General features: G+C 56.6%; 16 protein-coding genes and 1 pseudogene. 6 read left to right on the top strand and 11 right to left on the bottom strand.

Translation table 11 applies throughout. From position 1 onward, the window contains the following. Positions 1–148: 148 nt before the first annotated feature. The 5 genes and pseudogenes from fabF to BQ7486_RS10585 form a co-directional block, all read right to left on the bottom strand. Positions 149–1,384 carry a beta-ketoacyl-ACP synthase II gene (gene fabF / locus BQ7486_RS10605; protein WP_022373307.1) on the bottom strand — a complete coding sequence of 412 codons (1,236 nt, stop codon included), beginning with the start codon at positions 1,382–1,384 and terminating at the stop codon, positions 149–151. Positions 1,385–1,533: 149 nt separating this feature from the next. Then, entirely contained in the window at positions 1,534–1,773 is a 240-nt protein-coding gene (gene acpP / locus BQ7486_RS10600) for an acyl carrier protein (RefSeq protein ID WP_074009976.1), read from the bottom strand. 110 nt (positions 1,774–1,883) lie between these two features. Continuing rightward, positions 1,884–2,633, bottom strand: a complete 750-nt coding sequence (gene fabG / locus BQ7486_RS10595) for a 3-oxoacyl-ACP reductase FabG (protein WP_074009975.1) — start codon at positions 2,631–2,633, stop codon at positions 1,884–1,886. Between the two features lie 31 nt (positions 2,634–2,664). Continuing rightward, positions 2,665–3,692: pseudogene (locus BQ7486_RS10590) on the bottom strand (ACP S-malonyltransferase). Positions 3,693–3,717: 25 nt separating this feature from the next. Next, the gene (locus BQ7486_RS10585) at positions 3,718–4,704 is read right to left on the bottom strand and encodes a beta-ketoacyl-ACP synthase III (protein WP_074009974.1); all 987 of its coding nucleotides are present in this window, start codon (positions 4,702–4,704) and stop codon (positions 3,718–3,720) included. Between the two features lie 415 nt (positions 4,705–5,119). Here BQ7486_RS10585 and BQ7486_RS10580 point away from each other — a divergent pair, with 415 nt between their 5' ends. Then, a complete protein-coding gene (locus BQ7486_RS10580) occupies positions 5,120–6,415 on the top strand; it encodes a nitronate monooxygenase (RefSeq protein WP_074009973.1) in 1,296 nt (431 codons plus the stop codon). A 295-nt stretch (positions 6,416–6,710) separates the two neighbouring features. Here BQ7486_RS10580 and rpmF read toward each other — a convergent pair whose 3' ends face one another. Continuing rightward, positions 6,711–6,896: a 50S ribosomal protein L32 gene (gene rpmF / locus BQ7486_RS10575; RefSeq protein WP_022373313.1), complete on the bottom strand. Its 186-nt coding sequence runs from the start codon at positions 6,894–6,896 to the stop codon at positions 6,711–6,713. A 253-nt stretch (positions 6,897–7,149) separates the two neighbouring features. Between rpmF and BQ7486_RS10570 the strand changes: the two genes are divergently transcribed. Both BQ7486_RS10570 and BQ7486_RS10565 read left to right on the top strand, forming a co-directional pair. Further along, on the top strand, positions 7,150–8,208 hold the full coding sequence (locus BQ7486_RS10570; protein ID WP_074009972.1) for a translation initiation factor eIF-2B alpha/beta/delta subunit family protein: 1,059 nt from the start codon (positions 7,150–7,152) through the stop codon (positions 8,206–8,208). Between the two features lie 125 nt (positions 8,209–8,333). Beyond that, positions 8,334–9,233 carry a DUF2156 domain-containing protein gene (locus BQ7486_RS10565; RefSeq protein WP_074009971.1) on the top strand — a complete coding sequence of 300 codons (900 nt, stop codon included), beginning with the start codon at positions 8,334–8,336 and terminating at the stop codon, positions 9,231–9,233. An 83-nt stretch (positions 9,234–9,316) separates the two neighbouring features. On the opposite strand, the gene BQ7486_RS10560 is transcribed toward BQ7486_RS10565, so the two are convergent. Then, positions 9,317–9,829: a YceD family protein gene (locus tag BQ7486_RS10560; protein WP_022373316.1), complete on the bottom strand. Its 513-nt coding sequence runs from the start codon at positions 9,827–9,829 to the stop codon at positions 9,317–9,319. Between the two features lie 50 nt (positions 9,830–9,879). Here BQ7486_RS10560 and BQ7486_RS10555 point away from each other — a divergent pair, with 50 nt between their 5' ends. Further along, positions 9,880–10,479 (top strand): Maf family protein, encoded by a 600-nt coding sequence (locus tag BQ7486_RS10555; RefSeq protein WP_074009970.1) that lies wholly within the window; start codon positions 9,880–9,882, stop codon positions 10,477–10,479. A 13-nt stretch (positions 10,480–10,492) separates the two neighbouring features. Next, positions 10,493–11,233 carry an SAM-dependent methyltransferase gene (locus BQ7486_RS10550; RefSeq protein ID WP_074009969.1) on the top strand — a complete coding sequence of 247 codons (741 nt, stop codon included), beginning with the start codon at positions 10,493–10,495 and terminating at the stop codon, positions 11,231–11,233. Between the two features lie 75 nt (positions 11,234–11,308). Here the strand turns inward: BQ7486_RS10550 and BQ7486_RS12420 are convergent, their stop codons facing one another. After that, positions 11,309–12,106, bottom strand: a complete 798-nt coding sequence (locus BQ7486_RS12420; RefSeq protein ID WP_074009968.1) for a peptidylprolyl isomerase — start codon at positions 12,104–12,106, stop codon at positions 11,309–11,311. A 218-nt stretch (positions 12,107–12,324) separates the two neighbouring features. Here BQ7486_RS12420 and BQ7486_RS10540 point away from each other — a divergent pair, with 218 nt between their 5' ends. Next, complete coding sequence (locus BQ7486_RS10540) at positions 12,325–13,755, top strand: ATP-binding protein (protein WP_074009967.1); 1,431 nt, start codon at positions 12,325–12,327, stop codon at positions 13,753–13,755. A gap of 12 nt (positions 13,756–13,767) precedes the next feature. Here the strand turns inward: BQ7486_RS10540 and BQ7486_RS10535 are convergent, their stop codons facing one another. From BQ7486_RS10535 to BQ7486_RS10525, 3 genes are read right to left on the bottom strand one after another with little or no spacing between them, the layout of a single operon-like run. After that, positions 13,768–14,349 (bottom strand): NAD(P)H-dependent oxidoreductase, encoded by a 582-nt coding sequence (locus BQ7486_RS10535; RefSeq protein WP_074009966.1) that lies wholly within the window; start codon positions 14,347–14,349, stop codon positions 13,768–13,770. Positions 14,350–14,400: 51 nt separating this feature from the next. Further along, entirely contained in the window at positions 14,401–15,111 is a 711-nt protein-coding gene (locus BQ7486_RS10530; RefSeq protein WP_074009965.1) for an HAD family hydrolase, read from the bottom strand. Next, positions 15,108–16,166 (bottom strand): RluA family pseudouridine synthase, encoded by a 1,059-nt coding sequence (locus tag BQ7486_RS10525; RefSeq protein ID WP_084765909.1) that lies wholly within the window; start codon positions 16,164–16,166, stop codon positions 15,108–15,110. Before BQ7486_RS10525 ends, BQ7486_RS10530 begins: the two co-directional genes overlap by 4 nt. Positions 16,167–16,648 lie beyond the last annotated feature (482 nt).

The following is a 16,648-nucleotide window of genomic DNA, read 5'->3' as shown; positions in this document are numbered from 1 at the left end:
GCCGCCGTCACGGCTATCAGCGGCAGCACAAAGATAAGAGCCTTTGCCAGAGCAAAGTGCTGTGCGAGAAACCCGAAGACTGGGGCAGCAAAAACCCGCCTGAGAGCTTTCCTCCCGGCGGGCTTTTTTTCGGCTTAAAGCCGAGCGGTTATTTCAGCTTTTTGAAGATTACCGTGGCGTTTGTGCCGCCGAAACCGAAGTTATTCTTCATGGCGGCGTTGATCACCGTCTTTTCCGGTTTACCGGCGCACACCCGGACCTTACATTCCGGATCCTGGTTTTCGAGGTTAATGGTCGGCGGTACCGTGTCGGTTTCAATGGCCTTCACGGTAAAGACCGATTCAAGGCCGCCTGCGCCCCCGAGAAGGTGCCCCGTGGCGCCCTTGGTGGAACTCACCCACATGTGCTCGGTGTGCTCGCCGAAGACCTCACGGATCGCCTTACATTCGTTGATGTCGCCGATCGGGGTGGACGTACCGTGTGCGTTCACGTACATAACGTCTTCGGGCTTCATCTCAGCGTGCCCCAAAGCCATCTTCATGCTGCGCACGGGGCCGTCGGTGGACGGGGTCGTGATGTGGCCTGCGTCACCGGAAAGTCCGTAACCCGCGATTTCACAGTAGATCTTTGCTCCGCGGGCCTTGGCGTGTTCGTACTCTTCAAGCACGAGAACACCGGCACCCTCGCCCATCACAAAGCCGTCGCGGCCCGTGTCAAAGGGGCGCGAGGCATGCTTGGGATCGTCGTTACGGCGCGACAGCGCATGCATGACGTCAAAGCCGGCAATACCGTCAGGGCAGATCGAGCCTTCGCAGCCGCCCGCGACCATCACGTCTGCGTCGCCGCGGCGGATGATCCAGGAGGCTTCACCGATCGCGTGCAGGCCGGAAGCACAGGCCGTCACCGTTGTGAGGTTCGGGCCCTTGAGGTTTCTTAAAATCGAGAGTTCACCGCCCGCGAGGTTGATGATGGAGCCCGGAATCATAAAGGGCGACACACGGCGCGGACCACGCTCAAGAAGCGTGCCGTAGTTCTTGCAGAGCATGTCAAGCCCGCCGATACCGGCGCTCAGAATGACGCCTGCGCGTTCAGCGGCGGGATCGCCCTGCTCGAACTTAAGCCCCGCATCGTCCAACGCTTCCATGCCGGCCGCGCACCCGAAAGCGATAAAGCGGTCAAAGCGGCGGGCTTCTTTGGCGGGCAAATACTGTGCCGCATCAAAGTTTTTGACTTCACCGCCAATCTGGCAGCCGTAATTTTCCACGTCAAAAAGCGTGATGCGGTCAATGCCGCAGGCCCCGTCAAGGAGCGCATTCCAGGAGGTGGCCACATCATTGCCCAGGGGGCTGACCAGTCCCAGACCGGTCACTACAACACGACGCATAACGGATTAATCCTTATGTTTTAAGGCGCCCGCGGTATGAACACACGCTTTCAGCGGGCACAAAAAAGGGCCTGAAATCTGAGGCCCTTCGGAGAACTTTTCACGGGTCGCGGCTCAGTCTGAGGCTGTGGACCCGTGACGCTCAGACATCAGGCCTTGACGTTGGCCTTGATGAAGTCGATCGCCTGCTGAACAGTGCGCAGGTTTTCCTGCTGTTCGTCGGGGATCTGAACCTTAAAGGCATCTTCAAGAGCCATCACCAGTTCGACCGTGTCGAGGCTGTCAGCGCCGAGGTCTTCGATGAAGGAAGCCTCGTTCTTGATGTCGGCTTCGTTCTTGCCGAGCTGTTCAGCGATGATCTTCTTGACCTTTTGTTCCAAATCGTCCATTTAAAGTCTCCGGGGAGGTAATTCTGGTAATACTGAAAAAATTCGGTACGAGGGCGAATGTCTGCCGCCCCGTAAGCGCGTTATTTTATCAGGGATGAGCGCGCGAAGCACTACCCCATGAAGAGTCCACCGTTGACCGGCAAAACCGCGCCGGTTACATAGCCCGCAAGATCTGAGGCCAAAAAGAGGACCGCTCCCGCGATATCATCCGTTTGCCCTAAGCGCTTTGCAGGGATACGGTCTGAGAGCGCTTTTCGGGTCTCTTCGGGCAGGGCTTTGGTCATATCCGTTTCGATAAAGCCCGGGGTGATGCAGTTGACGGTAATGCCGCGGGAAGCGACTTCCTGCGCAACCGACTTACTCATGCCGATGATGCCGGCTTTGGCGGCAGCGTAATTGGCCTGCCCTGCATTACCCATCTGAGCCACCACCGAACTCATGTTGATGATGCGGCCGTAACGGGCCTTAATCATGGGGCGCAGGCACGCGCGCGTCATTGTAAAGACCGAGGTAAGGTTGGTGGCAATCACCGCGTCCCAGTCCTCGTCGCTTAAACGCATCGCGAGCATGTCGCGGGTGATGCCCGCGTTGTTGACGAGAATATCGATGCGGCCGAATTCGGTCACAACAGCGTTGACGGCTTCGGCGCAGGCTGCGCGGTCCGTGACATTTAAGACAATGCCGCGGCCCTTTTCTCCCAAAGCCGCCGAGACAGCCTCTGCCCCCTTTTCAGAGGTTGCGGTACCCACCACAAAAGCACCGGCTTCGGTGAGTTTTTTTGCCACTGCGGCACCGATGCCGCGGCTTGCGCCCGTTACGAGCGCCACGCGCCCGGCAAAAGCATCTGCATTGATAAGCATTCTTCGTGTTCCTTACAAAAAAATCTGTGTCTTAAGCGCGGAAACCGTCTTTTTCCAGAAGCGTGGCAATGGCGTCAACCGAGGAAATGTTGGCCGTTTCAATCGTTGGATCAACGCGGCGGATAAGGCCCGTCAGAACCTTGCCCGGGCCGCACTCAACGACATGCGTCACACCCATTGTCTTCATCGCGTGCACGGTCTTTACCCACTGCACGGGGCTAGCGGCCTGGCGTGCGAGCACCGTACGGATATCATCGGGCGCCGTATGTACGGCCGCGTCCACGTTGGCAATCACGTCAAAGGCCGGGGTCTTCACTTCAACCTCAGAAAGACGAACGCCCAGCTTTTCGGCAGCACCCGCCAAAAGCTTTGAATGGAAAGGCCCGGAGACGGCCAGAGGCAAAGCACGCTTGGCGCCCGCCGCCTTACATTTTTCACAGGCGCGCGCCACCGCCGCGGTGTTGCCGGCAATCACGACCTGCCCCGGGGAATTGAAGTTCACGGGTTCAACCACTTCACCTTCGGCAGCTTCGGCGCAGGCCTTTTCCACGGCTTCATCCGTAAGACCAATGATCGCGGCCATGCCGCCCACCCCGACGGGCACCGCCGACTGCATGGCTTCGGCTCGGAAACGCACGAGTTTTACGGCTTCTTCAAGCGTAAAGGTGCCCGCGGCCAAAAGCGCCGTGTATTCGCCGAGACTGTGCCCCGCGGCAACAGCGGGCTTAACGCCGCCCGCCGCAAGCCACGCGCTGNCCAGGCACAAAAGCGCCCGGTTTTCCCCCACAGCCTGGCCCCCGCGACACCGGGGCTCTCCCCCCCGCCCGCCGCAAGCCACGCGCTGTAAAGCGCGTAAGAAACGGACAGCACGGCGGGCTGGGTGTTTACGGTGAGGTTCAGTTTCTCCGCAGGGCCTTCTGCAATGAGCCCCGAGAGGCTCTCGCCGAGAGCGGCGTCGGCGGTTTTCATCACGGCCGCAGCCGCTGCGTTATCGGCAAAGCCCGCGGCCATCCCCACGGCCTGACTTCCCTGTCCGGGAAAAACAAAAGCGATTTTCATGTTGACTCCCAAATTTTTTTATTCTTTACCAGCGCACGAGGACGCTGCCCCAGGTCATGCCGGCACCGACCCCCTGCAGCAGGACCGTGTCACCGGATTTCACGCGGCCTGCTTTAACGGCTTCATCAAGCGCCAAGGGCACGGACGCCGCCGATGTATTGCCGTGATGCGCCACGGTAAGCACTGTTTTTTCGAGCGGGATTCCGAGCTTTTCCCCCACCATCGAAATGATGCGGCTGTTGGCCTGATGCGGCACCCAGACAGTGATATCGGCTGATTTAAGACCGGCCATCGCGCAGACTTCTTGAGCAGACGCCGCAAGCGAACTCACCGCAAGCTTAAAAACCTGCTGTCCGTTCATGCGGATATAGGGGTTGCCGGTCACAGCACCCCCCGCGATGTGCGCATCAAGCCCGAGTGTGTCGGCTCCGAACGTTCCGTCGGCGTGCATGCGGTGCGCGAGGATCCCGGGCGCGTCAGAGGCTTCAAGCACCACCGCAGCCGCCCCGTCACCGAAAAGCACACAGGTTGAACGGTCTTCCCAATTCACAACGCGCGAAAGGGTTTCGGCGCCGATCACCAGGGCCCGCTTATAGCTTCCTGCGCGGATCAAACCGTCAGCGGTTCCAAGCGCATACACAAAACCGGAACAGACCGCCTGCACGTCAAAAGCAGCCGAGCCGCGGCAACCCAAAGCAGCCTGCACGCGGCAGGCCGTGGAAGGAAAGACCGCGTCGGGCGTCGTTGTGGCGACGATGATGAGGTCCACCGTATCCGCTGCAGCGCCCGCGGCAGACAAAGCATTTTTTGCCGCTGCCACAGCAAGCGTTGTGGTGGTTTCCGTCCCGGACGCAATGCGCCGAGCGCAGATCCCCGTGCGGGTGCGGATCCATTCGTCGTTTGTCTCAATACCCTTGAGGGCGAGTTCACGCGCCAGTTCGTCATTGGTGACGCTTTTTACGGGCAGCGCACTCCCGGTGCCCGTAATGCGTGAGAAAACAGTCAAAGCCATGGATAGTTTGTTCTCAGATTCCGTTTGTCCGCCGTGGCCAATTTCAGCCCGCGGACGTGAATCTGATGATCTTAACAAAGAGCGGGATCGTTGTGAGCCGTCCGAAAGGACGACAAAAGCACGGATGTCCGACGGACAAAAGAAATTTCTGCCTCTTCGCGCCTGTGTGCGTTTACACAAAAATCAGGCTTTGCGCATCAGGGTGAATCCCCTCATCCGTGAAGCTGAAAAACGGATTTTTCTGAAAGTAAGTTCAAGCCTCAAAAACCCCCTGAGGCCGTGAGCGGTGCGGCCCCGCGGGAATCGTCCCGACGGCTGATTCGTATTAACCCCAAAGTCAGGCAGGACATTTTGTCCCCTGTGCGTTGCAAAACTGCGGTAAACGAAAACGTATTCCCCCGGAGGAACCAAGACTATGCCGCTTAATTCGGCCCGTATGAATGACTACCGCCTTGTGCTCGGAGACAAAGAACTCAAACCGATCATGGTGGGAGGCATGGGCGTGAATATCTCCACCCGCGAGCTTGCGCTTGAAGCCGCACGCCTGGGAGGCGTGGGCCATATTTCAGACGCTCTCACCGCCGACGTGAGCGACCGCCTTTTCGGCACGCACTTCGTAAAGGATAAAGCAAAGCGCTGCGCGCCCTTTTCAGGTCTGGCTCCGAAAACAGACATGGAATTTGTGCCGGAAGAAATCGAGCGCGCGACGCACCTGTGCGTTGAAGACGTGATGAACCGCAAAACCGGTGACGGTCTTGTCTTCATCAACTGCATGGAAAAGCTCACGATGAACGACAGCTTTAAAACGCTGCCGCACCGTTTAAACGCAGCGCTTGACGCGGGCATTGACGGCATCAGCCTCTCGGCGGGCCTGCATATTTCTTCCTTTGCCATGATGGCTGAGAATAAGCGCTTTAGGCACGCCAAACTCGGGATTGTGGTTTCAAGCGTCCGTGCCCTCAACATTTTCCTGAAAAAATCCTCCCGTACCGGACGGCTTCCCGACTTTGTGGTGGTGGAAGGCCCCTTGGCGGGCGGCCACCTCGGTTTCGGCTTTGACTGGGAGGCGTACAGTCTGCAGAAAATCACGGCTGAAGTGATCGCCTTTCTCAAGGAAAACCACCTTGAAATCCCGGTGATTGCCGGAGGCGGCGTTTTCACCGGCACCGACGGCGTGGAACTCATGCAGCTCGGTGCCTCAGGCATTCAGGTTGCAACGCGCTTTGCCGTCACGCGGGAAGCGGGACTTCCTCACAAGGTGAAGCAGGCCTACTTTAATTCCGAAAAAGACGGCATTGAGGTTAACGGCATTTCGCCTACGGGCTACCCGATGCGGATGCTTAAGATTTCACCTGCCATCGCCTCCAGCGTCAAACCGCAGTGTGAAGCCTACGGCTACCTGCTCGATAAGGGCGACTGCGCCTACCTTGCCGCCTACCGTGAAGCGGTAGAGTCAGGCATCAAAAACCCCGTGATTGAGGGCAAGACCTGCCTTTGCTACCAAATGAAGCAGTACCGCGTCTACACGTGCGGAGCGCTTGCCTGGAGGCTCAGGGAAACCACCGTGAAACTGCCCGACGGCACGTGGTACGAGCCCCCGGCCGCTCACGTCTTTAACGACTATCTGATGAGCACAAACGGCGAAATTGCACTGCCCGTGCCGCCCGCACCGGAGGCTGCACCCGCGGAAACCTGCGCACTGGCCGCATAAGGTTTCTCTCTCCCGGGCCTGTAGCGCCCGGGATTATTTCAGAGCAAAGAAAAAGGCAGATTCTCCTGCAGGAACACACCTCCTGCGCGAGAAATCTGCCTTTTTGCTGACCGTCCGACAGCGAATGCGGTCGAGACCGGCAAATTCAGTTTTTTCTGCTGAAACCTGCAGCAGAGTGTCTGTCCTTTCCCGCTCTCTCCCGCGACCGGGTCGTGGGATCCCTCGGTACATGAGCCGCTCTGAAGTGCTTCACCTCAGAGCGCTGCTGCACTCTGTATCGGACGGACGTAAAACCTTACTCAGCGTCGCCCTTGGTGGCGATCACTTTCTTGCCGCGGTAGAAACCGGTCGGGCTGATGTGGTGACGACGATGGACTTCACCGGTCGTCGCTTCAACAGCGGTCGGCGGGTTGGTCAGAAAGTCGTGTGCACGATGATTGCCGCGCTTGGCGACGGACTTCTTATTTTGCTGAACAGCCATTTTTATACCCCACGAGGGAAAACTTGAAAGCGCGCCATTATACGCAAAATGACGCGGCTTTGCTACGGTCCGGAAACAATTTTTTGTGTTTTCTCAGAGCCATAACCCGTATGCGTTGTGCTTTAAGGCAAAGCCCGCCGCAGCTTTCCGCATCTTAACCTAAGGCAAGAAAAGTCCGGACATCCGAAAAAAATCAGTCCGTCGACTACAATCCCAGGTTACTGCAGAACTGTTTGAAGACGGGCTCAGAATAATGACAACGCTTCTTGAGTACAACTCAATAAAGCTCACGGACAAGGGACTCACGCTCTCGGTAAGCCGCCCGTCCGGACAGGAAACCTGGGAGCTTGACAACGTCAACAAGGTCGCTCAGGCCATACGTCTTTACGGCGTGATCGGTTCGGGCGCCATTGTGGGAACCGCTCTAGCGGGGCTTGCTCTTGAAGCCAACAACCAGAGACGCGCCCCGAGCACCGACTTTTTCAGTTACGCGCTTGAAGAAGCCTTTCTGATCCTTCAGGCCACGTGCCCGGCCTCAGCCTCGCTTGCAGCGGCACTCTCTTATATGCGTCTTGCGAGCAAACGCTTAAAGGAAGAGCACCTTACGATTGATGAGCAGGCTCAGGGGCTTCTTGCGGCCGCCAAAACGTACTGCGACCATATTGTGGCCTCTGAAGAGAAGGTTGCAGGAAATCTCCTGCCCTTGATCGGCGAAGATGCCGTCATTTTGCTTACCGCGGGCTGCAGCTCAAAAAGCGCGCTCGGCAAAAGCCCTATTCTCACGGCCGTGGAAAAAGCCCGCAGACAGGGCGCAAACGCCGAAGTCGTGATTCTTGAGTCACAGTACGTTCCGGGCCGCATCCGCATGGCCGTGCAGGAACTGCAGATCCGCAATATTCCTTTTTCGGTGATTGCCGATACGGCAGTGAACTACACCATCAAAACGCGCCGCATAACGGCCGCCATGCTCCCGGTTTTGCGGATTACGCGGCGCGGTGACGCCGTGGGCTACACCGGAAGCTCGTTCTGCGCGCTTGCCGCAAGCCACGCCGGTATCCCCGTCTACACCGTCGGGACCAACAACGTCTGTGATCCGGACTCCCCGGAAGTCGACAAGCTCCCTTTACAGGAAGCCGAGATGATGGACGCGCCGCAAAAAGGCGAAATCCGCGTCTTTCGTCCGGTCTTTGATCTCATTGACGCGGGGACCGTCACTGCTTATGCGACGGAATGCCCCGCCTACCGCGCAAAAAGCGTAGCCTCCACGGCCGAATGGGTGGAAGCGGTCAAACTCAAGGCTGCCCGCTTTTAAGCGTTTTCCCATACATTCCGGCAATCGGGCCCGCAGTCTTTGCGGGCTCTTTTGTCTGCCTTCAGTTTTTTCGCGGGCATTTTGTTTTAAAGTTTGCTTCCTTTTGAAAGATTTGTCTGCTCCCGATGTTTGAAACCTCCTTTTCGCCCGTCACGCCTGAAAGCGCCGAAACGCTTTTGTCCGCCTACCCGGCCTTCGGCAGCGGCGACTGCAATCTCACCGCCGTATCGCTGATTTCCCGCGCTGCCGCGCGCAATGCAAGTTTTGCCGTGATTGAGGGAATTCCCGTCGTGCGCTGGCATCCGACGGGAGAAGAAGCGGCCTATGCCGTTCCTGCCTGCGCAGAAAAAATGAAGCCTGTTTTGGAGCATCTCTCGGAAGAAGCGCGGCTTCGGTGTGAGGCGCTTTACATCACGGGTGTGGTCGATGACCTTGTCGCCAACCTCACGGCTCATCTGCCCGCGGTGAGCTTTCGCCTGGAATCATCCAACGACTACTGGGATTACATCTACGACCGGGAGGCCTTCGTAACGCTTGCCGGCAGAAAATTAAACGGCAAACGCAACTTTGCCCGGCGTTTCCGTGCCGCGCATCCGCAGGCAACGCTTGAGCCGCTCACCCCCGCCCATGTTCCCGCCGTAAGAGACTTTCTCACAGGCTGGTACGCCGAACACGACAGTAATGCGGGGCTGACCGAAGAATGCGAAGCGATTTCGATTGTTCTGGCGAACCTCACGGCACTTAACGTCACGGGCAGGGTCTTAACCGATGCGGGGCGCGTGCTCGGGTTTACCTACGGCGCCGAATGCGCGCCCGGACTTTTTGCTGTTCACATTGAAAAAGCCGCGCGAGATGTTGCGGGCGCTTATCCGGTGCTCGCCCAGGAGTTCGCAAAGAGCCTTCCCGAGCACATCACGGAACTTAACCGCGAAGAGGATCTCGGGATTCCGGGCTTACGCAAAGCCAAGACCGACTGGGCGGTGAAGCGCTTCATCCGCAAATGCCGCATCTGTGTGGATCTCTGAGCGGCATTCTCGTGATTATTTCTGTCATCAATTTGTAGCCGAGACTTCGTAATTTTTTCTCAACGAAAACCTTCAGGACGTTCTCAGCGCTTTTTCAGCGAGGCAAGCACGGCAAAGGGATTGGTTTTCTGCTGCGTTTCCCCGGTCTCTTTGGTCTGCAGCTTTTCGCGGTCGGGTTCACAGGCCGGATGCTGCGGAAATGCAGGCAGCGACAAAATGAGTTCTTCCTCAACCCAGCCCACCGGATCAAAGTGCGTGCTTCCGACGACAATGTCGTAGTCACCGTCCTCTTCAATCGGAAGCGCATCGGCTTCTGCTTCTGTCTTTGTAAAAAGAAAGGGCAGCTCCTTTTCAATCTCAATCTCACAGGCTTTGCCGCAGCGCACGCACTGCGTGACAAGCACGGCCTTAATAAAAAGGCGCGCGGCCGCAAGCCCCCTGACGCCGGCTTCCCCGACAGCCTTCCAGTGCACGGAAGCCTCCCGGGTTTCTCCTTCCAATGCACTTTCAAGCTGCGGCATATCCGTTAGCGTTGCCTCCCCCTCGATCGTGCGGCGTGTGCGGGAGAGTTCAAAAATATCGACGGTACGGGACATAGTTCTTCTCAGGAAATCTCGCGGTGCCTGCCTTTAAAATAGCGGGCACTATGACAAACATTCCTCTGATTTTAGCGAGCTCATCGCGCTACCGCCGTGAGCTTTTGGACCGTCTCGGGCTCGCCTATACCTGCGTGAGCCCCGAGGTTGATGAAACCCCTTTGGCCGGTGAATCCCCGGTACAGCTTTGCGCGCGGCTTGCGCGGCTTAAAGCCGAGGCCGTTGCAAAAACCAATCCTCACGCCGTTGTGATCGGGTCCGACCAGGTCTGTGACTTGGACGGCCAAGCCCTCGGCAAACCCCACACGTTTGAAAAAGCCGTGGCGCAGTTAATGAGTATGCAGGGTAAGCGCGTCGTGTTTCACACGGCCGTATGTGTGCTCTCCCCGGTCTTGCCGCCGCAGGAAACGATCAGCGACACGGTGATCACGATGCGGGCGCTCACCGAAGAGACCGTGCGCGACTATGTTGAACGGGAAAAACCCTTTGACTGCGCCGGAAGCGCCAAGATTGAGCGTCTCGGCATCGCGCTCATGGAATCGGTCTCAAGTGATGATCCCACGTCGCTTATTGGGCTCCCTCTGATGCGCGTCACCACAATGCTCACCCTCGCAGGCATTCCCCCGGTCAAGGGACTCACCGTCAATTAAGGACACGAGCATCATGGCTGCGACTCTTTATCTTCTGCCCAACCGGATTGCGGAAACCGAACCCGAAGCCGTACTCCCGGCGCAGACGCTCTCGGTACTCAGAAACTGCCGGCGGTTTCTTGCGGAAAACGCGCGTTCCGCGCGCCGGTTTCTGAAGGCTGCGGGCCACCCCGGTCCCATTGATACGCTTGAAATCATTGAAATCGGGCATGAGCCCGATGCCGGGCAGTTTGATGCGTGGCTTGCCCCCATGACAAAAGTTGGCGCCTCAGATACCGCTGTTGTAAGTGAATCCGGGTGCCCCGCGGTTGCCGACCCCGGTGCCGGGATCGTGCGCCGCGCTTCGCTGCTCGGCATTCCCGTCAAGCCCCTCGTGGGCCCCTGCTCCATGCTTTTGACGCTCATGGCAAGCGGCATGAACGGGCAGCGCTTCCGGTTTCTCGGGTATCTGCCGATTGAACGCGAAGAGCGCGATGCGGCGATCCGCAGTATCGAAGCCGAAAGCCGCAGGCTCGGTGAAACCGAACTTTTCATCGAGACGCCCTACCGCAACACGAAGATGCTCAAAGCCCTTGCGGAATCGCTCTGTCCCGAAACACTCATTACGGCGGCAACCGACGTGACCGGAAGCGGTGAATCGATTGTCACAAAAACCGCTCTTGAGTGGAAAAAAGCGCTTCCCGAACTGCCGAAGCTGCCCACGGTCTTTGCCGTGATGGCGCAGATGAAAACCGGCGGGCGCAGACACCGTTAATTTTTGCATGCAAAGAAAAAGCGGCGCCGGACTTTTTACGTTCCTCCGCCGCTTTTTTGTTGTTTCGATCAGTCGTTACTTAATCTTTGCGCTTTTCACCACGTCTTCCACAAACTGATTGAGCTTTTGCTGCATCAGCACCTGCTCAATTTCAGCCTTCTTTTCCTCAAACTTCGGGAAAAGCTCAGCCTTACGCGTGCCTTCAACACGGATGATGTGCCAGCCGCCCGCCGACTTCAGGGGCTTATCGGCCGTTTCACCTTTCTTCAGTTTTGTGATCACGCTGCGGAAGTCTTCGGTAAAGACCGACGGAGACTGCCAGCCGAGGTCACCCCCGATCGCCGCCGTGTCTTCGTCAATCGAATACTTATCGGCAAGCGTCTTAAAGTCACCGCCCTTTTTAAGCTGCGCAAGAATGTCCTGCGCTTCTTTTTCCGTCTTAACCATGATGTGACGGATGTTGTATTCGGTATTGCCCCAGAAGGCCTTGTCCTTTTCGTAGACCGCACGCATTTCCTTTTCGGTGACCGGGTTTTTCTTCATCCAGTCAGCCATCGCGGCGTTGTAAAGGACGTAGTCGGCCGTGGTCTGCAGATCGGCCTTTACGTCCTTATCCTTGTCAAGACCGTTTTTCTTTGCGTACTGCGCCACGGCCGTCACGCGGATCAGCCAATCCCGCACCTGGCCCTCGAGATGCTCATTGGGCTTTACGTCAGGGGTGTGGCTGCCGGCAATCACCTGCTGCGCCTGGCGCTCCTGGATATCTTTGGAGATCACCTGACCGTTGACGGTAAAGTCCTTGAATTCGGCGTGGGCACCGGCCGCAGCAACGGCGGCAGCGGCAGCAATGACGGCAGCTTGAATAAAACGCATGAAGACCTCTCGGTAAATTGTTGTTTTGGGCGGAGACCGGCCCCGCCGTCGGGTTTTCGCAGTGTATCGCAGGTCGTACACAAATTTCGACGGTAGTTGCAAAAGTGTTTTACAAGCTGTAGCCCACAGGCAAAAATGCAGTAAAATTATCCAAAAGATAATAGCAGTTCTAAAATATTATCTAAAGAATAATTATTTAAATAATTATTATCTCGAAAATGATTATCTCACCACCTCCTCGTTTTATCGGGCGAAAAAATGAACTTCAGGCATTAGAAACAGCCTACCAATCCGAACATTCTGAGCTGGTAGTCATCTATGGCCGCCGAAGATTGGGAAAAACTTGGTTGCTTCGAAAATTTGCCTCTGACAAAAAAGGAATTTTATTTTTTAGCTCTACAGAGAGAGACGAAGTACAACTGAGGGACTTCAGCCGCGCCGTGATAAATGCCGGAGCCCCGGGAGGAGACGTTGTCGACACTTTTGCTTCCTGGAAAGTCGCTTTTGAGCAATTTTCCCGCATACCGGAAAAGGGCAAAAAGCTACTGATCATTGACGAATTTCCATACATACTCCAGCAAAATCCAGCGCTTGCCTCAATCCTGCAGCACACATGGGATCACGTGCTGCAAAACAGCAATGTCATGATCATTCTGTGCGGCAGCGCCATGTCCTTTATTGAAAAGGAAATTCTCGCTGAAAAAAGTCCACTGTATGGCAGGGCGACAAGAGTACTGCGCGTAGATCCGATGCCCTTTGCGGATGCCCAGAAGTTCGTTCCCGGATACTCGCCCGCAGACAAAGTTGCAACATATGCAATAGCCGGAGGATCTCCTCTGTCTCTGAGCTACTTCAATGATGCCGTCCCTTTGGGCGATAACGTCATAGCCAATACATTGACGTCCTATGCACCGCTTTCTGAGTTGCCGCTGCAGACACTTCAGCAGGAATGCAGGGAACCCTTTAACTACCTTCAGATCCTTAAAGTCGTGGCCTTAGGCGCCTCCAAACCCAATGAGATCGCCGCTAAAGCCGGTATCGCTCCGACGTCAATCAACAGGTATCTGGAAATTCTGACGGACATGGGATTCATCCAAAAAGAGTACAGCATTAATACCGGCATCAAAGAAACAGCCAATATCCAGCGTGGTCTGATCCGTCTGACGGACAATTTCATTGCCTTTTGGTTCAGCTGCGTTCTCCCGAATGAAGAGTTAATCAACTACGGTGCAGGTACCCAGGTTTGGCAGAAACATATCGTCGATCACCTGAATGAAATTTGCTCGTTTCCCTTTGAGGCAATTTGCCGTGAACTGTTGATGCGGCTCAACGCCAAAGGGAAGCTTCCTTTTTTATGTAACCGCGTTGGTCGCTTATTCACAAAAGACAACACGGAAATTGATATCGCCGCTGCAGAAATCAACGGCAATGGAATGCTACTGGGCGAATGCAAATACCGCAATTCACCAATGACGACAGGAGACTTCTACAAGTTGGTACAAAAAGCCGAACACCTCGGCATCCGGCCCTCTGCGTATTACCTCTTTTCAAAATCCGGCTTCGCGCCAGCACTGGTGCTTGACGCCAAGAACCAGGACGTGCCCGTCGAGCTTTGGACACTTGAAGATATTGTTCAGGCGTTAAGCTGAGCCGCACCCGGGTTAAGCGCCGTAAACGGTCTTAAGATGCGCCTTAAAGCGTTCCATATCCGCTTCGATCGTGGGATGCTTGAAGACGTCGTTCACCATAAAGGACGGGAGTTTCTGCATCCCGATGAAAGCCATCGTTTTGTGGAAAGGCATAAAGAGCCCGTCAAGGCCCCGGCCTTCAAAGAACTGCTTCGGATCCTCAAAGGCTTCAAGCGGCGCGTTCCATGTCGTGCTCAGCAGATAGGTCTTCTCTTTTAAGAAGCCGCCCGTACCGTACTTCGCTTCAGGATCGTCGCGATGCCGCCCGTCTCCGCCGCAAAGCTTGGGATTCGCGAAGACGAGGTCCTGATACTTCTTAAGCTGCCACGGAATGTACATCCACCAGCCCGGCACCTGGAAGATCACCGAGTCTGCGGCGGCGATCTTTTCAGCCTCCGCCTGCGGGTCAAACTCCCGGTCCACCGTGGTCACGTCCACCGTGTGCCCTAGACCCTCAAGCGTTTCTTTGGCAAGTGCCGCAAAGGCGTGCGAGAGCGTGCCGCCCTTACCATAGTTGGTGCAGCCGGCGTCCACAATCAGAATTTTCTTTCCCATATCAATCTCCGTCTGTCTTCTGTTTTTTCGTCAGAAGACTTGTTTTTCGTCTCAGTTTTCCGACTTTTGATGCTTTTTAAGGAGCTTTTCCGTCAAAATGTCGTCAACTCCAAGAATCTTGGCGAGTTCATCGACATTGTCGGCCAATCCCAGCGACGGCACCTGCATCAGGTCCTTCCGGCTTCCGGCGCCGTAGGTGACGCCCACCACATCACAGTGCGCCTTTTTCGCCATCAGCAGATCAAAGCCGGTATCACCGATCATGACCATCCGTTCACAGGGAACGCCCGTCTCGATTGAGAGTTCCTCGAGCATATCAGGAGCAGGTTTGGAGGCGCACTCATCGGCCGTGCGTGTGGCTTCAAAAAGGCTGCCGATCCCGGTCTTTTTAAAGACCCGGTCGAGTCCCGCGCGGCTTTTGCCGGTTGCCACGGCCATTCTGAGGCCGTTTTCGTGCATTCCGGTCAGAAGTTCAGAAAGATGAGGAAACAGAAGGACATCGGCTTCGCGCACAAGGTACCAGTCCTTATAAGCCTGCTGAAAGCGTCCCCAGTCTTTCTCGGGCAACTCCGGGCAGATCACCTGCATCGTTTCGAAAAATCCGAGACCGATGGTGGACTTTGCCTTTTCAAAGGTCACCGGTGTGAGACCGAGCTTTTCAACAGCCTGCTGCAGCCCCAGGGCAATAAGCCCCGTCGTATCCATGATCGTGCCGTCCCAGTCCCAGACAAAAAGGTCCCAGCGGCGTTCTTTTGCTGTCATTTTGCGTCCTTTACGCGGCCGCGGGCTCTCAACGCAGCCAAAAGTGCTTCACATTCCGCAGGAAGCGGTGCGGTGATTGTTACCGGGCTTGCGGTGACGGGATGGATAAACTGCAGGCGCATGGCGTGCAGGAAAAGCCTCGCAAACCGTACGCCGAGACTTCCCTTTTTCACGGCGTCATTAAATGCATAATCGCCGTACTTATCGTCGCCCACGAGCGGATGACCGGTACTTAACGCATGAACGCGGATCTGGTGCGTGCGTCCGGTTTTCAGTTCCGCATCAAGAAACGACACGTCCCCGAAACGTTCAATCAGCGTGAAAATCGTGTGGGCAGAAAGCCCCTCGACCTCATCAACCTTCACGCGCCGCTCGCCGCTCGGCAGAACGTAACGCGCGAGCGGTGCCTTTACATGCTGCCGGTCGTTGACCCAGTCGCCCTGCACGAGAAGCCGGTAATGTTTTTCAACCTTGCCTTCGCGCTGCATTTCATGAAGCCGCACCAGTGCTTTGCGGGTCTTGCAGACGATCAGAGCCCCCGAGGTGTCGCGGTCGAGCCGGTGCGCGAGTTCCAGAAAAGGCGCCGCCGGGCGGCTTGCCCTCAGCCGCTCAATGAGACCGAAGGCCACGCCCGAGCCCCCGTGGGCGGCAAGCCCCGAGGGTTTGTTGACGACAAGAAGATGTTCGTCCTCAAAAAGTACCGGAAGCTCGGCCTCCCGGATAACGGGCGCGGTTTTGACGCCACCGGTTCTCTGCGCGGTTTTAAGGGGCGGCACCCGAACGATGTCGCCTAAGGCAAGACGCGCTTTTTCATCGGTACGGCCTTTGTTGAGCCGTACTTCGCCCGAGCGGATCACACGGTAAATATGGCTTTTGGGAACGCCCTTGGCGATTTTGAGCAGAAAATTGTCGAGCCTTTGGCCTTCGGCGGACGCATCAATCTCAATAAAGCGCACGGCGTCGCAGGAAAGCGACTGCGCGGCCGCAGCCTTTACGGTCTCGCGCTGCGCGGTCTTTTTTGCCGTCAAAACCTCAGCATCTTGTCGGGAAATCATCGGTTGAACTCTATATACTGTCGCCTGCGTCCGTTGGCGACGCCGTGAAAAATCGGTCAGCACACTGTCTGACGGACTTATTGCGGCGCGTCCGGAAGCGGATTTTCGAAGGTGTCCGGCCATTTTAGCCGAGCCACCGGAGCCGAAAAAGCCGATTTTTTGCGTTTTCGGCAACTCCGCACGGGGACCGATACTGCCGCACGGCGTTGCGGCAAGTCGCAGTTTCTGCGGAGCCTGTAACAGTTTTTTTGACCGTTCGGCGGCCCGTTGTCCGGCCGCTGCGCGTTACTGCCGGCACCCTGTACCGGCCCGATTCCGGCTCTGTTCGGCTCGCCTGATGAAGAATCAGGCTTGAGCTGACGCGTCCGGAAGAAGGGATCCTCAGGCGTCTGCCCGGAAACGCACAGCGCGGCAGCGGAACCCGTCCGGACTCCTTGCGGCGGTTTGTGCGCATCTCACGCACGCTCTGCCGGGTTTTGTTT

The sequence above is a fragment of the Duodenibacillus massiliensis genome (assembly GCF_900128485.1).
GTDB lineage: Bacteria > Pseudomonadota > Gammaproteobacteria > Burkholderiales > Burkholderiaceae_F > Duodenibacillus > Duodenibacillus massiliensis.
The sequence above is the reverse complement of the archived record's forward strand: the minus strand, read 5'-3'. Positions and strand labels throughout refer to the sequence as shown.